The following is a 19,033-nucleotide window of genomic DNA, read 5'->3' on the forward strand; positions in this document are numbered from 1 at the left end:
GCGTCAACCTGACTGGCCGCACCTCGCATGACTTCAGTGAAAGACGTTGCACAGCTGGCCGGCGTGTCCCTGATGACGGTTTCTCGAGCGCTCAACAATCCGGAAAAACTGAGCCCCGAAACCCTTCAGCGGGTGCGTCGCGCCATTGACGAACTGCAATTCGTACCGAGCCTTTCGGCGCGCAGGATGCGCGGGGACAATCTCCAGGCGCGAACCATCGGTGTGTTCGCACTGGATACCGCGACCACACCTTTCGCAGTCGAGCTGTTGCTGTCCATCGAGCAGACCGCGCAGCAAGCCGGTTGGAATGTGTTTATCCTCAACCTGTTGAGCAACCCGCCCACCGACCAGAACATCGACCTGATGATGTCGCACCGTCCCGACGGGTTGATCTTCAGTGCCATGGGATTGCGCCAGGTGAGCATCCCCGAGCGCCTGAAAAGCAAACCACTGGTACTCGCCAATTGCCTGGCCGATGACACTTGCCTGGTCAGCTATGTGCCCGACGATGAAACGGGGCAGCATCGAGCGGTGCATCACGCCTTGAGCCAAGGCTATCGGCGCCCTCTGTGTATCAATCTGCCAAAACAGAGCCTTGCCTGGAGCCTGCGACAAGAAGGTTTGCAACGTGCCTGCCAGGCCTTTGGGCTGGCGCCTGAAGCACTTCTGCAATACGACCTTTCCGATCACGATGCCTACGATGAAACCGCAGCCATTCTCGACCGGCACATCATCGAGGGGCGACCGCAGTTCGACATTCTGATCTGCGGCAATGACCGTATCGCCTTCTGTGCCTATCAGTTGTTGTTGGGCCGTGGCCTGAAGATTCCCAGCGATGTTGCGGTGCTCGGCTATGACAACATGATCGGCATCGCCGAGCTGTTCATTCCGCCACTGACCACGGTCCAACTGCCATACTACGAGATCGGTCGCAGGGCTGCCCGGCACCTGATCGAGAACCTCGAGGTGTCGGGCGCCCAGCCAGTAGATTGCCCATTGGTAGTCAGGGCGTCGCTGTAAGCCGAGTCTGTAGTGGGCACGCTCTGAGCTGTCTCAAAGCGTGCGGACACTGCTTTATCAAGCAATCAGATCGTTGGCACTGAAGGTATTGACGCCCAGTAGCTGGATTTCGAAATCCGCATCCAGATTGTCGTTGATGTTGCCGTAAAGCACCTGATCGACGAAGCGCAATTGCCCCGCGCTCGTGAAGTCGTTCGAGTCGATGAAGCTGAACCCGTTGATTGGCGTGGTCAGGAAATCGGCAGCCAGTTTCGATAGGTCAATCTTATCGCCCAGAATGCTGCTGAAGTCGGTAATGACGTCGCGAGCGCTTCCCTTACCCAGTTCATCCAACGCACTGAAAACAAATCGATCGGCTCCAGTGCCGCCAGTGAGCGTGTCACTGCCAATGCCGCCGATCAGCGTGTCATCGCCTGCGCCGCCGTTGAGTTTATCGTTGCCTGCTCCACCGTTCAGCACGTTGTTGCCGGTGTTGCCGTTCAGCACGTTGCCCAGGGCGTTGCCGGTACCATTGAGGTGGGTGCTGCCGACCAGGGTGAGGTTTTCCAGGTTAGCACCCAGGCTCCAACTCACCGAGGAGCGCACGGTATCGATCTCGCTAACCGTGGTGCTGGTTTCGATGACGATGTCCCTGAGGTTGTCGACCACATAAGTGTCATTGCCGGTGCCGCCGATCAGCGTGTCGATACCGCTGCCACCGTCCAGGGTGTCGTTACCTGCTCCGCCGTTCAGCACATTGTTGCCAACGTTGCCAATCAGCACGTTACCCAACGTGTTGCCGTTGCCATTGAGGTGGGCGCTGCCGATCAGGGTGAGGTTTTCCAGGTTGGCACCCAGGGACCAGCTCACCGAGGAGCGCACGGTATCAATCTCGCTAACCGTGGTGCTGGTTTCGCGGACGATGTCCCTGAGGTTGTCGACCACGTAAGTGTCCTTGCCCGTGCCACCGATCAGCGTGTCGATACCACTGCCACCGTCCAGGGTGTCGTTACCTGCTCCACCGTTCAGCACATTGTTGCCGACGTTGCCAATCAGCACGTTACCCAATGTGTTGCCGGTGCCATTGAGGTGGGTACTACCCATCAGGGTGAGGTTTTCCAGGTTGGCACCCAGGGACCAGCTCACCGAGGAGCGTACGGTATCGATTTCGCTGGCCAGGGTGCTGGTTTCGCGGACGACATCCCTGAGGTTGTCGACCACGTAGGTGTCATTGCCGGTGCCGCCGATCAGCGTGTCGATACCGCTGCCGCCGTTCAGGCTGTCGTTGCCTGCTCCTGCGTTGAGCACGTTATTGCCCGCATTGCCGTTCAGTACGTTACGCAGGGCATTACCGGTGCCACTGAGGTGAGCAGCGCCGGTCAGGATGAGGTTTTCCAGATTGGCGCCCAGGGTCCAGCTCACCGAGGAGCGCACGGTATCGATTTCACTGGCTAGCGTGCTGGTTTCGCGGACGACATCCCTGAGGTTGTCGACCACGTAGGTGTCGTTGCCGGTGCCGCCGATCAGCGTGTCGATACCAGTGCCACCGTTCAGCAGATTGTTGCCGACGTTGCCCATCAGCACGTTGTTCAGGGCGTTGCCGGAGCCACTGAGGTGGGCAGTGCCTATCAGGGCGAGGTTTTCCAGATTGGCCCCCAGAGACCAGCTCACCGAGGAGCGCACCGTATCGATTTCACGGGCCAGGGTGCTGGTCTCACGAACGATGTCCCTGAGGTTGTCGACCACGTAGGTGTCATTGCCGGTTCCGCCGATCAGCGTGTCGATACCACTGCCACCGTCCAGTGTGTCGTTGCCTGCTCCTGCGTTGAGCACGTTATTGCCCGCATTACCCGTCAGGACGTTACGCAGGGCATTACCGGTGCCGCTGAGGTGAGCAGCGCCGGTCAGGGCAAGGTTTTCCAGATTAGCGCCCAGGGTCCAGCTCACCGAGGAGCGCACCGTATCGATTTCACTGGCCAGGGTGCTGGTCTCACGAACAATGTCCCTGAGGTTGTCGACCACGTAGGTGTCGTTGCCGGCGCCACCGATCAGCGTGTCGATCCCGCCGCCGCCGTTCAGCAGGTTGCTGCCGGCGTTACCGGTCAGCATGTTCCCCAGCGCGTTGCCGGTGCCATTGAGTGAGGCTGACCCGATCAGCGTGAGGTTTTCCAGATTGCTGCCCAGGGTCCAGTTCACCGAGGAACGCACCGTATCCACTTCGCTGACCAGGGTGCTGGTTTCGCTGATCAAGTCACTGATGTTATCGACCACGTAGGTGTCGTTGCCAGTGCCACCGATCAGCGTGTCGATACCACTGCCACCATCCAGGGTGTCGCTGCCCGCCCCTCCTGAAAGGGTGTTGGCGCCAGCGTTACCGGTGATGCGGTTGTTCAGCGCGTTGCCGGTACCGTCGAGGTTGCCGGTGCCGCTCAGTGTCAGGTTCTCAAGGTTGCTGCCAAGAATGTAGTTGATTGATGAAACAACGCTGTCGATTCCGCTATTGAGGGCACTGCTTTCCTGAACCACGTCACCGCTGTTGTCGACGACGTAAGTATCGTTACCCGCCCCGCCGACCATCAAGTCCTTGCCGGCACGGCCATTCAGCAGGTTGTTTAGTGCGTTACCAATGAGCGTGTCGTCATTGGCCGAGCCGACTGCGTTTTCAATTTTTGCGCCATAGGCGATCGCCAGCCCGTCGTTGAACGCCGCCTGGGTGTCTAGGTCGATGAACGCTTGCCCGATTTTGCTGAACTGGCCTTCATTCAGATTGATGCGCACCGCTGCGAGCTGATTGGTGGCATCGATAGTGTCATTGCCGCCTGCGTCCCAAATCGTTTCGAAAACCGATTGGTCTGCCGCCCAACTGTATGTGTTGTTGCCGGTCTGCCACTGAGTGTTGGCCCCATAGAGGCTCTGGATGGCGGCAATGTCCAGCAGCATGGGCGTGGTTGGCTCATAGGAATAAGCACTGTCGTAACTCATGATGGTATAGCGGACATCATCGAACTGAGGCGCCAGTACCGTGGGGTTTGACAGGCTTTGCGAGAACGGGTGCTTGAGGCCCAGAGCATGGCCGATCTCATGCATAAAAGTCAGATAGTCGTAAGTACCTTTGACCGGAGTCGGGTCGTTTGTCACTGGCCCGATCCAGACATCACCGGCACTGGGTGTGTGAGCGGGAAAATAGCCCCAGGCAGCGGTGTCTTCGTCCATATCCAGATAGCCGCCGAAGCGCAGATCACCGACGTTGGTGGAGGACTCGCTGACCCGTGTGAATTTGAGGTTGGCGACCGAACTCCAGGTGCCGAGCGCGCTGACGATGGCGTTTTGCTGCGCTGACGTCAGGAGATAGATGGACTCATATTCACTATCACTGCTGTAATTGATGGCGAAACGTGAGTCCGCCGTGACGAAGCTATACGTCAGGGGCGTGGTAAACGTGCCGGTGCTCCACGAGTTGCCCATCCAATAGGTGCCATAAAGCAAGCTATTGACCTGCGCATTGCCGGTCAGCTTTGCGGACGAAACAAACGAGTAACCAACGGGATGGGGCATGTGAAGCTTCCTTGGGCAGTCTGTGGCCTTTCCTGGGTGCGGCCATTACAGAGGGATATTTTGCATTAGAATGAGTGGATTTAACATCATCTTGCCACTATTTTTGTCTTCAGTGAGATGACGGTGCAACGAGCCATTCGTTGACCCTGCGGATATACTCCTCCCCCAATCTGCCGCTCCAGCGATGCAGCACCAGCAAACTGGTCACGAACTTGTATTGGGACTGATTGAAGTCGCGCCGTGCGCGAAACTCTTCCTTGATACTGTCCAGCACATCGACGGCATTCTTGACGCCGTATCCGAAGGCCTTCTCGGTGCCTATCCGTGATTTTTCGGCGGATTCCAAGGCGCGTTGTGTTGCCTTGATTCGGCTGAGCCCGGTTGTCACGCCAAGATAGGCCGTTCGGGTTTGCGTGATGACCTGACGCCGCAAGGCTTCCAGCTCTTGCTCGGCGACTTCCTTATCGTTTTCGGAGCTTGATACTCGGGCACGGGTGGAGCCGCCGCTATAGAGCGGCACCTGCAAGTCCAGAGAGGCGACGAGATTGTCCGAACGAGGCGCCAACGCGCCTTCATAGCCAATATCACTGCGTTGCGCGGTCAAGTTCAGCCCCAACCGTGGCAGATGTCCCGCCCTGGCTTCACCGATAGCGGCCTCGGCGGCGCGGATACTGTGCTCGCGGGCAAGCAGTGCCGGGTTACTGTCCAGTGCCGTCTGCACCCAATGGTCCTGCGCTTGCGCAGGTAAACTGAAGGCTGGATTGCCAGCCATGCGTTTGAGCGGCTCACGGATATCACGCCCCACCAGTTCGGACATGGCTTGACGACTCACCTCGACCTCATTGCTGGCTTCGATCTCATCCGCCCTGAGCGCATCCACGCGCGCCTCAAGGTCAAGTACATCAGTCACCATCGCCATTTTGCGTGCATACAGCGCGTGGGTCCGTTTGAGGTTGCGCTCGGTCGCGTCCAGCTCGCTGAGTACCAGGGCCAATTCGTCCTCCGCCGCGAGAACCGCGAAGTAGCGCTCGGACAAATCAATGCTGGCCTGCACTTGAGTGTCATCGGACTCGTACTCGCTCTGGCGGGCCAGCTCTATGTACTTTTGGTAGCTGCGCCAGACCTGCGGATCGTAAATAACCTGATTGAGCATCATCGCCAGGCGTTTGCCGTTGTATTGGATACGATTCAAATCGTCGTCGCGCCGACTGCGGTTAACACTGCCGCTGGCATTGAGCTGTGGCAGCAGTTGACCAAAGGCCGCCCGCTCGCTGCCCTCACCACTACGGACCATCGCTTGTGCCCGTAAAATACGCGGGTCAGCCACTTGGGCTTCCTGATGCAGTTGCAACAGATCTGTGTAAGGGAGCGCCGAGCTGTCGTCAGCGAGAGCGCCAAGCGGCACGAGGGCCAGACTCATCGCGATCAGAAGCTTCATGTCAATCCTCGATCAACGAACGGGCAAACGCATTGCTGGCCGGCTGCATCAAATACTGCAACAGCGTCCGCGCGCCCGTATTAATCAGCACTTCGACCGGCATTCCCGGTACCAGAGTGAGATCGCCCAGGGCCTGACGCCCCTTGTCGGTCAGGGCCACGCGTGCCAGGTAATAAGCGGCACCGGTGTCCTTGTTGATCAGGCGATCAGCTGATATCTGCACCAGTTGCCCTTCGATGACTGGCGTGGTGCTGCTCTTGAACGCACTGAAGCGAATGTCCGCCAGTTTGCCCAGTGCGACACGGTCGATGTCCATCGGTGACAGCTGTGCTTCAACAATCAGTTCTTCGTTGGCCGGGACGATGTCCAACAGCGCAGTGCCTGGACTGACCACTGCGCCCAGCGTGTGTACGGTCATACCCATGACCATTCCCGACTCGGGCGCGAGGATATCGGTGCGTTGGTCGCGGTCCTGCAGGGTGGCCAGCCGCTCGCGCAATTCATAGACCTTGGTCTGCGCATCGCCCAGCAGACCTGCGACCTCGGTGGCAAAAGTCTTTTTCAGTTGCAGTATCTTCAACCGCGCCTCGTCGATATGAACCCGCGCTCGCGCGCTTTCGGAGCGGCTTTCAGCAATTTCGGCCTGCAGCCGAGAAAGACTTCGCTCTTGCTCGCGCAGACGCTGCTTGTCCACGTAGCCTTCGGCGAGCAATGCACGCAAGTCGACAATCTCTTCTTCATAGGAAGCGGCGAGCATCTGTTTGCTGGCGATGACGGCCTTGAATCCGCGGATCTGTTCTTCGATTTGTCCGATGGACTTCTCCAGCAAGCCGATTTCGCCCAGCAACGAGGTCCGTCGGGTCTGGAAGATCCGCCCTTCACTGTCGCGAGCCTCGCGCACTCGGGGATCATTGGGATCCAGCGTAGGCACGAGCGGTGGCTCGGGCAGCGCATCACGTTCAGCCACCAATCGGGCCTGGAGTTCGAGCGCGGCGATCAACTGGCTACGCATGGCTTCCATTTCCGAACGCGCCTGGGTGTTGTCGAGTACCAACAACACATCCCCAGCTTTCACCAGGTCACCGTCATGCACGCGCAGTTCGCGCACAATGCCGCCCTCAAGATGTTGTACGGTCTTGCGATAGCTCTTGACGGTGACCACACCCGGCGCGAGCGCAGCACTGTCGAGCGGAGCCAGGGTAGCCCAGCCGCCAAACAGGCCAAAGGTGACCAGCAGCATCAAGTAGCCGATGCGCCGTACTGGTTTGTCATCGATTGGCAGCCCGGACATATCGACGGATGAGTGCTTAGTGTCTTGCATAACGTTGTTCATCCGTCCCTACGATTCAACCGCGGCAGCCTGGTGGGCAGTCGGCGTCGCGCCCTGTAGCCGTGCCAGGACCTTGTCGCGCGGCCCGAACAGGCTCAGCTCGCCGTGATTGAGAACCAGCAGTTTGTCCACCTGCGCCAACACCCCGGAACGATGGGTAATGACAAACACCGTGGCCCGATTCTGCCGCAGTTTCTGCAGCGCTTCGGCGAGCATTTTTTCTCCAGCGTCATCCAGATTGGAGTTCGGTTCGTCAAGTACCACCAGACGCGGCTCGCCGTACAAGGCGCGGGCCAGCCCGATGCGTTGCCGCTGGCCGCCAGAGAGTCCACCGCCATTGGCGCCAATCAAGGTGTCGTAGCCATCGGGCAGTTGCAGCACCAGGTCATGTACACCGGCCATGCGCGCGGCGGCGACCACTGCAGGCGCATTCACCGGGCCGAAGCGTGAGATATTCTGGCTGATGCTGCCCTCGAACAGTTCTATGTCCTGGGGCAAATAGCCGATGTACTGGCCCAGTTCGTCCCGGCGCCATTGGCTGATGTCTGCACCGTCCAGGCGCACGGTTCCGGCCAGGTTTGGCCAGATCCCCAGCAACGCCCTGGCCAGGGTCGACTTTCCTGCGCCGCTGGGACCAATGATCCCCACCACTTCACCAGCGGCCACCTGGAAGTCCACGCCGCGAATAATCGGCTTGCGATTGTCCGGGGACCCCACTGAAAGCCCCTCGACGCGAATCGCCCCTTCAGGTGCGGGCAACGACATGCGCTCAGGCTCTGCGGCGATCTTGACCAGCAACTCGTGTAATCGGGCATATTGCGAGCGTGCGCCAAGAAAGCCTTTCCAGACGCCGATCAACTGATCGATAGGCGCCAGGGCGCGCCCCAGTAAAATGGAGCCGGCAATCATCAGCCCGGGCGAAATCTCATGATTGATCGTCAAGTAGGCGCCCAGGCCCAACATCAGCGACTGAACAATCTGGCGGAACGTCCTGGACATCGCCATCATGGTCGCGGCGCGGTCGCTGGCCAGGCTTTGCAAGGTCAGGACCTTATGGATTTGCCCGTTCCAGTGCTGACGCAGACTTGCAAGCATGCCCATGGATTCGACCACTTCGGCATTGCGCAGGCTCTTGTTAGTGAAGGTGGTAGCTGCGATCTGCTCGCGGTTGGCCGCCTGCAACGGTGCATGAGTGAGCTTCTCGTTGATGAAAGCCAACGCCCCTAGCATCACCGCACTCACGACCCCCATCCACCCGTACCAGGGATGAAAAATGAACATCACCGCCAGGTAGATCGGAATCCACGGAGCATCGAAAAAGGCAAACAAGCCGTTACCGGTCAGAAACTGGCGCAAGGCGTTCAGGTCGCTCAACGGCTGGGCGGTGGCATTCATGCCGTTGGTGTTGAGTGCCCGCTTGAAACTGGCGTCGAACAGACGCTGGCCCAGCAGCGTGTCCAGGCGAGTACTGATTCGTACCATAATCCGCGAACGAACCCACTCCAGGCCGCCCATCGTGATCATCAACAGCAACATGATCAGCGTGAGCATCAATAAAGTCGACTGGCTGGCGCTTCCTACGGCGCGGTCATACACCTGCAACATGTAGAACGATGGAACCAGCATCAGCAAATTGACGAAAAAACTGAAAAAACCGACGCAAAGAAAACTGCCTTTGCATAGGGCAAGGGCACCTTCCAGCTCGGTCCTGGGGTGGGCTGACATGATTCTTACCTGAGGCCCGCTGATGGGCAGACCTGCGAAAACCTAGTGGGTACAGGCGCACATACGCCTTGAGTATTGGGGGCGAGCCCCTCTGAAGCGCTTGCGCAATCAGGATCTACGCGCGCTGTATCGGCATGTGTGTGCGGTTCTGAAGGGTACCCTCAAAGGATCGCCATCGCCTGTTCTTACATCTTTGTCGCCCCACCTCTGCGCCTGCCCACCTCTGGCTGGACTACTTTGCGAACAACTGGCTCATATCCTTGAACGCCTTGAATTCAAGCGCGTTACCGCAAGGGTCGAACAGGAACATCGTCGCCTGCTCACCCACCTGCCCCTTGAAGCGAATGTAGGGTTCAATCACAAACTGGGTACCGAAGGATTTCAAGCGTTCGGCCAGTGCTTCCCATTCCTCCCAGCCCAAAATAATGCCGAAATGAGGAACAGGTACGTCATGGCCGTCCACCGGGTTGCTGTGAACGCTTTCCTGAGCCGCGGTTTTTGGCTGCTCATGGATCACCAACTGGTGGCCGTAAAAGTTGAAATCGACCCAGTGGGCGCTGGAGCGCCCCTCTTGCAGTCCAAACACTTCACCATAAAAGGTGCGTGCGCCAGCGAGGTCGTAAACCGGGATTGCCAAGTGGAAGGGAGAGAGGTTCATCAGGACTCCTTTTTTGTGCTTTTTGGGTGAGGCCATCGTAGAGCGGCGCTACAGGCGGAAAAATCAATATATATTGCTTAGAAACACAATTAATATTTGTGAATGATTAAAGAACTCAAGACTCTCCTCGCCGTCGCACGGGAAGGCACTTTCGCTGCGGCCGGGAACAGGATCGGCCTCACACAGGCCGCCGTGAGCGCGCAAATCCAGCGTCTGGAGGCGCAGCTGGGTTTCGAAATATTCGACAGGAAAGGACGCTCGGCCCACCTCAACCGCAAGGGCCACCAAGTGCTCTTGCAGGCACAAGAGTTGCTGCGCCTCTACGACAACCTGGGCTGCGGCACCGCCGAACTTGCGACCAATGTCCTGGTGAACATCGGCGCCATTGCGTCCGTTCAGCGTTCCTATTTGCCGGACGCTTTGGCCAGGTTCCATCAGCAATGCCCTCAGTGCCGTACTCGGGTGTTGCCGGGGCTGTCGATGGAGCTGGTCAATCTGGTGGACGCTGGCGAAATCGACATGGCGGCCATCATCCGTCCGCCCTTCTCGCTTCAGAGCGACCTGCGCTGGACGACCCTGACACTTGAGCCGTATCGATTGATCGTTGCCCGCGAAGTGCCAGGGGAAGATTGGGCGACACTCCTTTCCAGCCTTCCATTCATTCGATATGACCGTGCTTCATTCGGTGGCCGGCAGGTGGATCGTTTCCTGCGGCAAATGCATTTCACCGTGCGCGAGGTGTGTGAACTGGATGAACTGGAGGCCATCATCAAGCTGGTTGAAAACGGTGTGGGAGTGGCATTGGTCCCGCAAACATCGGCCCATGACTGGCCGGCGGGTGTCAGAGCCCTGGACCTTGGTCAGCACACCTTCCATCGGGATATCGGACTGGTGCATCGGTCGGGACAAAGCCTCACCGAACCGGTGCGGACTTTGGCTCAACTGATTGCCGAACAAGCCAGGACCGGTTCTGAGTAAAAAAGCTTTTGTCGACCGAATGATCTATACCTTCAGATACACGCAGTCAGGCCGACAGCGTTGATAGGCAATAATAAAAAAGCCGTGGTGAACATCGCAGGATGATGTTTCTGGCGCCGTGGGTTTGGAATGGCGCATCACTTTCAATGCCTGAAGTATCGATCATGAGCCGGATCAAACGCGTATTGGAAGGCCGTACCAAAGCACTCTCGCGCCTATGCCTGGTGCTGCCGACGCTGATTGTCTGTAGCGCCTACGCCGCACCTTTGACGATTGAACTGCACATTCTGGACGCGCCGCCGCTGACGTTTGTCGATGACCCCAAGGGGCACGGAATTGTCGGCGATGTTGCTGTCGCGGCCATGACCAAGGCCGGGTATACCGTGCAGTTCCATATCCTTCCTTGGGCCCGCTCACAGAAGCACGTCAGCGAACAGCGCAATCACCTGATCGCGCCCCTGTCGCGCACGCCGGAACGCGAGGATCGCTTTACCTGGATCGCTTCGGTCATGCCCATGGAACGCGCCTTCTTCACCCTCGACCGGCAAGTGAGCAGTTTCGCCGAAGCCCGGCAAACCTACCGCAAGATCGGCGTCGGCCTGGGAAGTGCGCAGCAGGAGATCCTGCGCACCGAAGGGTTCAGCGACGACCAGATCTACCCGCTGGTCATTGGCGACAACCCCGCCCAGATGCTCTTGATGGGACGTATCGACGCTTGGTTCAACGGCGTCCCTGAGAGTCGGTATATCTGGCCCAAGGTGTCCAAGCGCGAACTGCTCATGAGCCCGGTCAATAGCAGTGCCGATCTCTATCTGGCCTGCTCCAAACGGTGCTCCCCGAAAATGGTCAAGAAGCTGCGGGCGGCCGTTGAAAGCCTTCGCGCCAGCGGCGAAATCCAGCGCATTCATGACCGCTATCTGCCGCAGTAGCGTTCTTCACGCAGGTAATTCGGTGCATCTGGCAACCTGAAGGGACATCAACGCAATTGATAGCCGCCTAACGAAAGCCCTCAGCTAGAGCGCTGGGCGATGTCTTATATCATTCCGAATGATAGTTACCTTTGCTTCATTCGATTCGTGCCTCACCGCCTCCCCACGCATCATCCGCCCATCTCAATACTCTTGGCGGATGCTATCCATGGAATATTCACTTTCAAAATTGCGCTTTCCCCTGGCACTGATGGCGGTGCTGGTGATGAGTGCATGCGGCAAGACCCCAGATACGGCGGCTTCCATGCCGGCGGCCAAAGTCAGTGTGGCCAAGGTGCTGGAGCAGCCGGTCAACGAGTGGGACGAATTCACCGGGCGCCTCGAGGCACCTGAAACCGTTGAGATCCGACCCCGCGTTTCAGGACAGATCGATAGCGTAGCGTTCACCGAAGGCGCTCTGGTCAAGAAAGGCGACCTGTTGTTCCAGATCGATCCGCGTCCCTTCCAGGCTGAAGTGCGTCGCCTCGAAGCCCAGTTGTCCCAGGCCCGAGCGACGGCTACCCGTAGCGAGAACGAAGCCAAGCGTGGCGAGCGCCTGCGCTTGAGCAATGCCATTTCCGCCGAGCTGGCAGATTCGCGTACCAGTGCTGCCCAGGAAGCCCGCGCTGCCGCTGCGGCGATCCAGGCACAACTGGACCTGGCCAAACTGAACCTGAGCTTCACCCGGGTCACTTCGCCTATCAGCGGTCGCGTCAGCCGGGCGGACATCACCGCCGGCAACCTGGTGACCGCCGATGTCACGCCGCTCACCAGCGTGGTGTCCACCGACAAGGTCTACGCCTACTTCGATGCCGACGAGCGCGTCTTCCTCAAGTACACCCGCCTCGCCCGCGAAGGCCAGCGTGGTCAGGCCACTCCGGTCTACATGGGCCTGTCCAACGAGGAAGGTAATCCGCACCTGGGCCATATGAATTTCATCGACAACCAGGTCAATCCACAGACCGGTACCATTCGTGGTCGCGCGGTGTTCGACAACAAGGATGGCGCCTACACCCCTGGGCTGTATGCCCGGCTGAAACTGGTGGGCAGCGGCACTTACTCGGCCGTGCTGATCAACGACGAAGCCGTCGGCACCGACCTTGGCAAGAAATTCGTGCTGGTGATGGACGCCGACAATAAGCCGGCCTACCGCGCTGTCGAGCTGGGACCGAAGATCGAAGGCCTGCGCATCGTGCGCAACGGCTTGAGCAAGGACGACACCATCATCGTCAAGGGCCTGCAACGCGCTCGCCCCGGTACACCAGTCACGCCTGAAACCGTGCCGATGGCCAGCGAAGAAACCATTGCCGCCCTGGCACAACAACGAAAAGCGCTCGAAGCCAGCAACCTGCCCCAAGTCGCGCCTGCCAAGGCTGCTTCCGGATCGGCAGGCAAACTGGCCGCAGCGACCCCACGCGGTTAAGGGACTGAACTCAAGATGAAATTTTCCCAGTTCTTCATTTCGCGGCCGATCTTCGCAGCGGTGCTTTCGCTGCTGATCCTGATCGCCGGCGCCATCTCACTGTTCCAGTTGCCGATCAGCGAATACCCGGAAGTCGTGCCGCCGACCGTGGTCGTGCGCGCCAACTTCCCGGGCGCCAACCCCAAGGTCATCGGCGAAACCGTAGCCGCGCCCCTGGAGCAAGCCATCACCGGCGTCGAGAACATGCTGTACATGTCCTCGCAATCCACCGCCGATGGCAAGATCACCCTGACCATCACCTTCGCGCTGGGCACCGACCTGGACAACGCCCAGGTGCAGGTGCAGAACCGCGTCACGCGGACTGAACCCAAGTTGCCGGAAGAAGTCACCCGGATCGGCATCACGGTGGATAAGGCATCGCCCGACCTGACCATGGTTGTGCACTTGACCTCGCCGGACCAGCGCTACGACATGCTTTACCTGTCCAACTATGCCCTGCTCAACATCAAGGATGAGCTGGCGCGCCTGGGCGGTGTGGGTGATGTGCAGCTATTCGGCATGGGGGACTATTCCCTGCGGGTCTGGCTTGACCCGAACAAGACTGCTTCGCGTAACCTGACCGCCACCGACGTGGTCACCGCCATCCGCGAACAGAACCGTCAGGTCGCCGCCGGTGCCCTGGGCGCGCCTCCGGCACCCAATGCCCAGGCATTCCAGCTCTCGATCAACACCCAGGGGCGCCTGGTGAATGAGGAAGAGTTCGAAAACATCATTATCCGTTCCGGCGAGAACGGTGAAATCACCCGTCTCAAAGACATCGCACGAGTGGAGTTGGGCTCCAGTCAATACGCCCTGCGCTCATTGCTCGACAACCAGCCGGCGGTGGCGATCCCGATCTTCCAGCGCCCCGGCTCCAACGCCATCCAGATTTCCAACGATGTTCGCGCCAAGATGGACGAACTCAAGCAGAACTTCCCGGCGGGAATGGATTACAGCATCGTCTATGACCCGACGATCTTCGTGCGCGGCTCCATCGAGGCGGTGGTTCACACCCTCTTCGAAGCGCTGATCCTCGTGGTACTGGTGGTGATCCTGTTCCTGCAGACCTGGCGCGCCTCGATCATTCCGCTGGTGGCCGTGCCGGTGTCGCTTATCGGTACGTTTGCCGTGATGCATCTGTTCGGCTTCTCGCTGAACGCGCTCTCGCTGTTCGGGCTGGTACTGGCGATCGGTATCGTGGTGGACGACGCCATCGTGGTGGTGGAGAACGTCGAACGCAACATCGGCTTGGGACTGACTCCGGTGGAAGCCACCAAACGCGCCATGGGCGAAGTGACCGGCCCGATCATCGCTACCGCCCTGGTGTTGTGCGCGGTATTCGTACCGGCGGCGTTCATCAGTGGCTTGACCGGGCAGTTCTATAAGCAGTTTGCTTTGACCATTGCCATTTCCACGGTGATCTCGGCATTCAACTCCCTGACCCTGTCGCCAGCCCTGGCCGCAGTGCTGCTCAAGAGTCATGACGCGCCCAAGGACCGTTTTTCCAGGTTCCTGGACAAGATATTCGGTGGCTGGCTGTTCCGTCCGTTCAACCGCTTCTTCGACCGTGCCAGTCACAGCTACGTGGGCACAGTTGGCCGCGTGATCCGCAGCAGCGGCATCGCCCTGCTGGTGTACGCAGGCCTGATGGTGCTGACGTTCTTCGGGTTCTCCAACACCCCGACCGGTTTCGTACCCGGCCAGGACAAGCAATACCTGGTGGCCTTTGCCCAACTGCCGGATGCCGCGAGCCTGGACCGCACCGAAGACGTGATCAAGCGTATGTCGGACATGGCCCTCAAGCAGCCGGGCGTCGAAAGCGCCGTGGCCTTCCCTGGCCTGTCGATCAACGGCTTCACCAATAGTCCGAACGCCGGCATCGTGTTCGTCACCCTCAAGCCCTTCGACGAGCGCAAGGACCCCAGCATGTCTGCCGGGGCCATTGCCGGGGCCTTGAACGGCCAGTACTCGGAAATCCAGGAAGCCTACATGGCGATCTTCCCGCCGCCGCCGGTACAGGGCCTGGGCACGATCGGTGGTTTCCGTCTGCAAATCGAAGACCGGGGCAACCTGGGCTACGACGAGCTGTACAAAGAAACCATGAACATCATCACCAAGAGCCACAACGTGCCGGAACTGGCCGGGCTGTTCACCAGCTACACGGTGAACGTGCCGCAGGTCGATGCCGCCATCGATCGTGAAAAAGCCAAGACCCACGGCGTGGCCGTCAGTGACATCTTCGACACCCTGCAGATCTACCTGGGCTCGCTGTATGCCAACGACTTCAACCGCTTTGGCCGCACCTATCAGGTCAACGTTCAGGCCGAGCAACAGTTCCGCCTGGAGTCGGACCAGATTGGCCAGCTCAAGGTGCGCAACAACCGTGGCGAGATGATCCCGCTGGCGACCTTCATCAAGGTCAGCGACACCTCGGGACCTGACCGCGTAATGCACTACAACGGCTTCATCACTGCGGAAATCAACGGTGCCGCTGCCCCGGGCTACAGTTCCGGCCAGGCTGAAAAAGCCATCGAGAAACTGCTCAAGGACGAATTGCCCAACGGCATGACTTACGAGTGGACCGACCTGACGTACCAGCAGATTCTCTCGGGCAATACCGCGCTGTTCGTGTTCCCGCTCTGTGTCCTGCTGGCGTTCCTGGTGCTGGCGGCACAGTACGAAAGCTGGAGCTTGCCGCTGGCGGTGATCCTGATCGTACCGATGACCCTGCTGTCGGCCATTACCGGGGTAATTCTTTCCGGCGGCGACAACAACATCTTTACCCAGATCGGATTGATCGTACTGGTGGGGCTTGCCTGTAAGAACGCCATTCTGATCGTTGAGTTCGCCAAGGATAAACAGCTCGAGGGCATGAACCCCCTGGCTGCGGTGCTGGAGGCCTGCCGCCTGCGTCTGCGGCCGATCCTGATGACCTCCTTCGCGTTCATCATGGGCGTGGTGCCGTTGGTCTTCTCCAGCGGTGCAGGTGCTGAAATGCGCCATGCCATGGGTGTCGCGGTGTTCTCGGGCATGCTCGGGGTGACCTTCTTCGGTCTGCTGCTCACGCCAGTGTTCTATGTACTGATCCGCAACTTCGTCGAGCGCAGCGAGGCCCGCAAAGCGGCCCGGGCGTTGAAACTGGAGGCGCAACAATGAGTTTGAAAGTGTTTGTGCCGAGCCTGCTGGTACTGGCCTTGAGTGCTTGCGCCGTAGGCCCGGACTACAAGGCACCGCAAACGGAGGCGGCGAACATCACCACCGCCACCGACGGTGCCGCCGGCCAGAAGAATTTCGACCGTGCCCGTTTCGAAGGGATCTGGTGGCAGCAGTTCGAAGACCCGACGCTCAACGCGCTGGTCACCCGTTCCCTGGAGGGCAACCGCGAGTTACGCGTGGCGTTCGCCCGTTTGCGAGCGGCCCGAGCGATACGCGACGACGCCAGCAATGACGTCATGCCGACCATCACCAGCCGCGCCAGCAGCAACCTGGGCAAAGGCCAGATTCCGGGGCAGACCACCGACCGGGTCAGCACCGAACGCTATGACCTGGGCCTGGACATGGCCTGGGAGCTGGATCTGTTCGGGCGCATCCAGCGCAACCTGGAAGCCACCGATGCCGATCAGCAGGCGGTCGAAGCCGATCTCTATCAGTTGCAGGTGACAATGATCGCCGAACTGGTGGACGCCTACGGTCAACTGCGCGGCGCCCAACTGCGGGAAAAAATCGCCCTGGCAAACCTCGAGAACCAGCAGGCGTCGCGCAAGATCACCGAAAGCCTGCGTGATGCCGGCGTCGGCGATCAGCTCGACGTGGTCCGTGCCGATGCGCGCCTGGCCTCGGTCGAAGCCAGCGTGCCGCAGTTGCAGGCCGAACAGGTACGCCAGCGCAACCGCATCGCTACCTTGCTGGGTGAGCGCCCGGACAAACTGAGTGTGGACCTGAGTCCCAAACAGCTGCCGGCCATCGCCAAGGCCCTGCCGATTGGCGATCCGGGTGAACTGTTGCAACGTCGCCCGGACATTCTCAGCGCCGAGCGCCAACTCGCTGCCGCCACTGCGCGCATTGGCGTGGCCAAGGCCGATCTGTTCCCACGGGTCAGCCTCAGCGGTTTCCTGGGCTTTACCGCCGGACGCGGTTCGCAGATCGGCTCATCGGCGGCCAATGCCTGGGCGCTGGGGCCAAGCATCACCTGGGCTGCCTTCGATTTGGGCAGTGTGCGGGCGCGTCTGCGCGGTGCCGACGCTGAGGCGGACGGCGCCTTGGCGACCTACGAACAGCAAGTGCTGCTGGCCCTGGAGGAATCGGAAAATGCCTTCAGCGACTACGGCAAGCGCCAGCAACGCCTGATTTCGCTGATCCGGCAGAGCGAATCGAGTCGAGCCGCCGCTGATCTGGCTGAAGTCCGCTATCGCGAAGGCACCGAGGATTTCCTCGTCCTGTTGGATGCCCAACGTGAGCGCCTGGCCGCCGAGGACACTCAGGCCCAGGCCGAAGTGGACCTGTATCGCGGCATTGTCGCGATCTACAAGGCCCTGGGCGGCGGCTGGCAACCGGAAGCCGTAGCCAGCAACTGACCGACCTCATTCAACCGAGCTCCTTTGGTTGGCCGCAACCAACCAAATTTTCGCCCCGCCTCCCATGTTGGACGCGGGGCTTTTTTTGCCTGCTGCAAACGCCCGGTGGGAGCGAGCCTGCTCGCGATGGCGCTGGGTCAGTCAACTCAAATGCCAACTGATATACCGCTATCGCGAGCAGGCTCGCTCCCACCGGGTTATCTGCAGATTCTTTCAAGGTTTGACTCAAGCCCGCACCTGACCGAAGCTTGCGGCATTTCACGCTTCCTGGTTATGGACTACCTGCATGCCCTCGCCTCGCCGCTATCTGTTGCTCAGCCTGTCTGTCCTGTTGGTAATCGGTCTAGTCGCAATGTGGCTACGCAGCACCACGCCGCAAATTCCCGAGGCAATCAAGCGTGGCTACAGTGAAGCCCTTGAGCACGCACGCAATGGGCAGCCAGGGGCGGCGCGGATGCTCTATCAGCAATTGGGTCGCCCGGACCTGTCGCCCAAGCGCCGGGTATGGCTGCACGCCGAGCTACCGAACTACCCAAGCCCCCAAGCCCTGAAACTGGCGGACGCGGACCTGCACAGCGAGTCGCCGGATGTGCGTCGAGCGGCCATCGGCAGCATCAGCGGGCTGGTGCCAACCGGCCAACGCAGCCTGTTGCTGGGGCCGTTGCTCGAAGATCAAGACCCAAGCGTCCGCTTCGCCGCAGTGAACGCGTTGCTGGGCCTATCGCCGGATGAGCTTGGTTTGTACTTCGGGCCTATGCAGCTTGTCATCGGTATGTGGGAGCAGATGCTTGAAGACGGTCCACCAACCGCCGAGTCCCACTATCAGCTGGCCCGGCTGCATCTGCATAACGCTGAACTGAAAAAGGCTCAGTTGGCGCTGGAACAAGTCCTGCGCCTGCAACCGGACAACCTGCCAGCGCTGGTCATGCAGATCGACGTGCTGGACAAACAGGGCCAGGCCGACGCTGCACGTCAGTTGCTTGCCCAACAGTTGAAAAACCAGCCGGAGTCGGCTTATCTGCAACATGCATTGGGTCTGTGGCTGCTGCACCATGGCCAGGCGGAGTACGCGCTGCTTGGTTTGGCAAAAGCCGTGGAGCTTGAGCCCGAAAACCGACATTACCGTTATGACCTGGCAACCACCTTGTATGCCGAACAGGAACTGGAAGCGGCGCAGAAACAGTTACAGGAAATCGTCCAGCGCTACCCGGCTGATCGCAGGGCGCGGGTGCTGCTGATCAACTACTGGAAGGAGTCCGGGCAGTTGCAGAATGTGCAGATCCTGTTGGCGCAACTGGAGCAACTCAACCCCGATGATCCGGCGCTGCAGCAAGGCCTGTAGGCGT

The 19,033-nt window shown here is 59.6% G+C and carries 12 protein-coding genes; 7 read left to right on the forward strand and 5 right to left on the reverse strand.

Annotation, left to right across the window (positions count from 1 at the left end; genetic code table 11):
* Positions 1-27: 27 nt before the first annotated feature.
* Positions 28-1,020, forward strand: coding sequence for a LacI family DNA-binding transcriptional regulator (locus PSH91_RS13170; protein WP_305468451.1), 993 nt, complete (start codon positions 28-30; stop codon positions 1,018-1,020).
* Between the two features lie 57 nt (positions 1,021-1,077).
* Here the strand turns inward: PSH91_RS13170 and PSH91_RS13175 are convergent, their stop codons facing one another.
* The 5 genes from PSH91_RS13175 to PSH91_RS13195 form a co-directional block, all read right to left on the reverse strand.
* Positions 1,078-4,554, reverse strand: a complete 3,477-nt coding sequence (locus PSH91_RS13175) for a M10 family metallopeptidase (protein WP_305468452.1) — start codon at positions 4,552-4,554, stop codon at positions 1,078-1,080.
* A 109-nt stretch (positions 4,555-4,663) separates the two neighbouring features.
* On the reverse strand, positions 4,664-5,992 hold the full coding sequence (locus PSH91_RS13180) for a TolC family protein (protein WP_305468453.1): 1,329 nt from the start codon (positions 5,990-5,992) through the stop codon (positions 4,664-4,666).
* Between the two features lies 1 nt (position 5,993).
* On the reverse strand, positions 5,994-7,313 hold the full coding sequence (locus tag PSH91_RS13185) for an HlyD family type I secretion periplasmic adaptor subunit (RefSeq protein ID WP_305468454.1): 1,320 nt from the start codon (positions 7,311-7,313) through the stop codon (positions 5,994-5,996).
* 18 nt (positions 7,314-7,331) lie between these two features.
* Positions 7,332-9,047 (reverse strand): type I secretion system permease/ATPase, encoded by a 1,716-nt coding sequence (locus tag PSH91_RS13190; protein ID WP_047229093.1) that lies wholly within the window; start codon positions 9,045-9,047, stop codon positions 7,332-7,334.
* Between the two features lie 232 nt (positions 9,048-9,279).
* On the reverse strand, positions 9,280-9,705 hold the full coding sequence (locus tag PSH91_RS13195; protein WP_076384613.1) for a VOC family protein: 426 nt from the start codon (positions 9,703-9,705) through the stop codon (positions 9,280-9,282).
* 102 nt (positions 9,706-9,807) lie between these two features.
* Here PSH91_RS13195 and PSH91_RS13200 point away from each other — a divergent pair, with 102 nt between their 5' ends.
* The 6 genes from PSH91_RS13200 (at position 9,808) to PSH91_RS13225 (ending at position 19,029) form a co-directional block, all read left to right on the forward strand.
* The gene (locus tag PSH91_RS13200; protein WP_076384611.1) at positions 9,808-10,683 is read left to right on the forward strand and encodes a LysR family transcriptional regulator; all 876 of its coding nucleotides are present in this window, start codon (positions 9,808-9,810) and stop codon (positions 10,681-10,683) included.
* 164 nt (positions 10,684-10,847) lie between these two features.
* Positions 10,848-11,612 (forward strand): ABC transporter substrate-binding protein, encoded by a 765-nt coding sequence (locus tag PSH91_RS13205; protein WP_160892398.1) that lies wholly within the window; start codon positions 10,848-10,850, stop codon positions 11,610-11,612.
* Between the two features lie 208 nt (positions 11,613-11,820).
* The gene (gene mexE, locus PSH91_RS13210; RefSeq protein WP_047229096.1) at positions 11,821-13,074 is read left to right on the forward strand and encodes a multidrug efflux RND transporter periplasmic adaptor subunit MexE; all 1,254 of its coding nucleotides are present in this window, start codon (positions 11,821-11,823) and stop codon (positions 13,072-13,074) included.
* 15 nt (positions 13,075-13,089) lie between these two features.
* On the forward strand, positions 13,090-16,269 hold the full coding sequence (locus tag PSH91_RS13215; RefSeq protein WP_139050054.1) for an efflux RND transporter permease subunit: 3,180 nt from the start codon (positions 13,090-13,092) through the stop codon (positions 16,267-16,269).
* Complete coding sequence (locus PSH91_RS13220) at positions 16,266-17,687, forward strand: efflux transporter outer membrane subunit (protein WP_047229098.1); 1,422 nt, start codon at positions 16,266-16,268, stop codon at positions 17,685-17,687. Before PSH91_RS13215 ends, PSH91_RS13220 begins: the two co-directional genes overlap by 4 nt.
* A 286-nt stretch (positions 17,688-17,973) precedes the next feature.
* On the forward strand, positions 17,974-19,029 hold the full coding sequence (locus tag PSH91_RS13225; RefSeq protein ID WP_076384605.1) for a HEAT repeat domain-containing protein: 1,056 nt from the start codon (positions 17,974-17,976) through the stop codon (positions 19,027-19,029).
* Positions 19,030-19,033: the final 4 nt, after the last annotated feature.

Origin of the sequence: Pseudomonas sp. FP1154 (genome assembly GCF_030687245.1) — a bacterium.
Taxonomy (GTDB): Bacteria; Pseudomonadota; Gammaproteobacteria; order Pseudomonadales; family Pseudomonadaceae; genus Aquipseudomonas; species Aquipseudomonas rhizophila.

Coding starts and splice junctions, on each gene's coding strand:
- PSH91_RS13225 (WP_076384605.1), top strand. CDS start 17,974: ATGCCCTCGCCTCGCCGCTATCTGTTGCTCAGCCTGTCTGTCCTGTTG.
- PSH91_RS13200 (WP_076384611.1), top strand. CDS start 9,808: ATGATTAAAGAACTCAAGACTCTCCTCGCCGTCGCACGGGAAGGCACT.
- PSH91_RS13215 (WP_139050054.1), top strand. CDS start 13,090: ATGAAATTTTCCCAGTTCTTCATTTCGCGGCCGATCTTCGCAGCGGTG.
- PSH91_RS13220 (WP_047229098.1), top strand. CDS start 16,266: ATGAGTTTGAAAGTGTTTGTGCCGAGCCTGCTGGTACTGGCCTTGAGT.
- PSH91_RS13170 (WP_305468451.1), top strand. CDS start 28: ATGACTTCAGTGAAAGACGTTGCACAGCTGGCCGGCGTGTCCCTGATG.
- PSH91_RS13190 (WP_047229093.1), bottom strand. CDS start 9,047: ATGTCAGCCCACCCCAGGACCGAGCTGGAAGGTGCCCTTGCCCTATGC.
- PSH91_RS13175 (WP_305468452.1), bottom strand. CDS start 4,554: ATGCCCCATCCCGTTGGTTACTCGTTTGTTTCGTCCGCAAAGCTGACC.
- PSH91_RS13195 (WP_076384613.1), bottom strand. CDS start 9,705: ATGAACCTCTCTCCCTTCCACTTGGCAATCCCGGTTTACGACCTCGCT.
- PSH91_RS13180 (WP_305468453.1), bottom strand. CDS start 5,992: ATGAAGCTTCTGATCGCGATGAGTCTGGCCCTCGTGCCGCTTGGCGCT.
- PSH91_RS13185 (WP_305468454.1), bottom strand. CDS start 7,313: ATGCAAGACACTAAGCACTCATCCGTCGATATGTCCGGGCTGCCAATC.
- mexE (WP_047229096.1), top strand. CDS start 11,821: ATGGAATATTCACTTTCAAAATTGCGCTTTCCCCTGGCACTGATGGCG.
- PSH91_RS13205 (WP_160892398.1), top strand. CDS start 10,848: ATGAGCCGGATCAAACGCGTATTGGAAGGCCGTACCAAAGCACTCTCG.